Source organism: Rothia sp. HMSC068F09 (assembly GCF_001812775.1).
Taxonomy (GTDB): domain Bacteria; phylum Actinomycetota; class Actinomycetes; order Actinomycetales; family Micrococcaceae; genus Rothia; species Rothia mucilaginosa_A.
In genome coordinates, this window is sequence record NZ_KV810412.1 from 1 (window position 1) to 1,819 (window position 1,819).

The window sequence follows — 1,819 nt, forward strand, 5'->3', positions numbered from 1 at the left end:
TTTTCACGCACAGTCAGTTCATAACGGCCGTAGTCTTGACTCACCAAACCAACATTTGCCAACAAATCATCAGGTGATATGTCCTGTACCGACGTACCTCCCATGAGGATGTCTCCACTGGAGGGCTTCAGCATACCCATGAGTGCATTTACTAGGGTTGTCTTTCCTGATCCACTGGGCCCGACAATACCAATCATCTGCCCGGGACCAAAAGTGAGATTGATGTTTTTAAGAGCTAAAGAATCAGCTTTTGGATACTGGATAGCAAGATTCCTAATGGAAACGCTGCAGATTTCAGGGTAGATATCGGCAATCGGATTTTTCTGCTCGGGCTGTGCGCTAGAAATAAACTTTCGATATATATCAATTGCGTTTGACCCCGCCGCCATTGAGCTAAGGTCGCTTCCCATCGAGCCAAGCGAGACTATAGCCGAGGTAATACCTATAACAGCTCCAGCAAGAGCACCGGGAGCTGGCACCGAGGCCGCTAGAAAAATAAGGGCTAAAGCTAGCAATGCAGCGCTTATAAAACCAACAATTGTATATATTCTGAGGATGTAACGAGCTAGGCCAATTTCCTCCTCACCGGATTTTTTCCGTTCTTGATTAGCACGATGCGCAAAGAACGACCGAGCATTAAGAATTGCAAGCTCACGAGCAGTAGTTATTTGTGCAATCTGGTTAGTGCTATGCCACGCGTTGTAGCTATATGAATATATTTTTTCCATTGCCTCAGCATTCTTACTCGAATAGAGATGTGACATCAAGGCAACAGGAATCATGCCTGCAAGCATGCAGAGTGAAGCATATACATTGATCTTTCCTACGGAATAACTAAGGGCTCCCGTCGAAAAAATGATGAATATCAGAGCACCCATAGTGGAAACTTGAGACCCCAGGCTCCCCCCTGTCACAGCTTCATGAGCTGCCCTTGATGAGCGAGCATAATCACCGCTCGCGATTTCCTGAGAGGAACAAGTCGCCAGACGAGAAGATACGTTCTGAATACCCGTACTTGACATTCGAGAATTTAGAATCATACGCAGAGAGTCTGATGCTTGTCCCAGGGCAATGTATCCTGCCAGCACAAAACTAACCCCCAGCGCTAGCGGGAGCACTTCATCCTGGCTCTGGCCCAAATGCTCAACAAGTCTAGTGACAGCCTCCATCTGCAGAGCAGGGAATAGTGATAGGCACACAACAGACACTAGATAGGAAACGGTCCATACGGGGTGATTTTTGAAAGCATAAACCACGGACCAAACAGTATTAGCCATAATCTTACGCATCTTTATAGCCCCTTTCAGCGGAAGTTTTGCGCCCTGCAGAATCTTCAGAGATCTGATTTTTGAAAATTTCCATAAACTTTCCCTCTGCCTTCAGTAGCTCCCGGTAGGTTCCTTGCTCCACCACACACCCACCATCCAACACCACCACAGAATCAACACCACGCAACGTCCACGCACGATGAGACACCAACACCACCAAACGCCCAACAGCAGCCACCTTCAACCGAGCAAAAATCTCCTCCTCAGTCTCAGCATCCACAGCACTGGTCGGCTCATCCAACACCCACACCGGCGCATCCCGAAGAACCACACGCGCCAACGCCAAACGCTGCCACTGACCACCCGAAAGACCAACACCACCAAACGACTCACCCAACTGAGCGTCCAAACCACCCTCAAGACCACGCACAAAATCATCAGCACAAGCCACCGACAAAGCCGACCACAAATCAGCATCACCAAGACGCTCAACCGCCTCCTGCGGCAAACCCAGAAGAAGATTTTCACGCACAGTCAGTTCATAACGGCCG

At 48.9% G+C, this 1,819-nt stretch carries 2 protein-coding genes; both read right to left on the reverse strand.

What is annotated here, in order from left to right:
- A partial coding sequence (locus tag HMPREF2874_RS09110) for an ATP-binding cassette domain-containing protein (RefSeq protein ID WP_168165144.1) occupies positions 1-1,277 on the reverse strand: 1,277 nt, incomplete at its 3' end.
- A gap of 4 nt (positions 1,278-1,281) precedes the next feature.
- A partial coding sequence (locus tag HMPREF2874_RS01235) for an ATP-binding cassette domain-containing protein (protein ID WP_141754191.1) occupies positions 1,282-1,819 on the reverse strand: 538 nt, incomplete at its 5' end.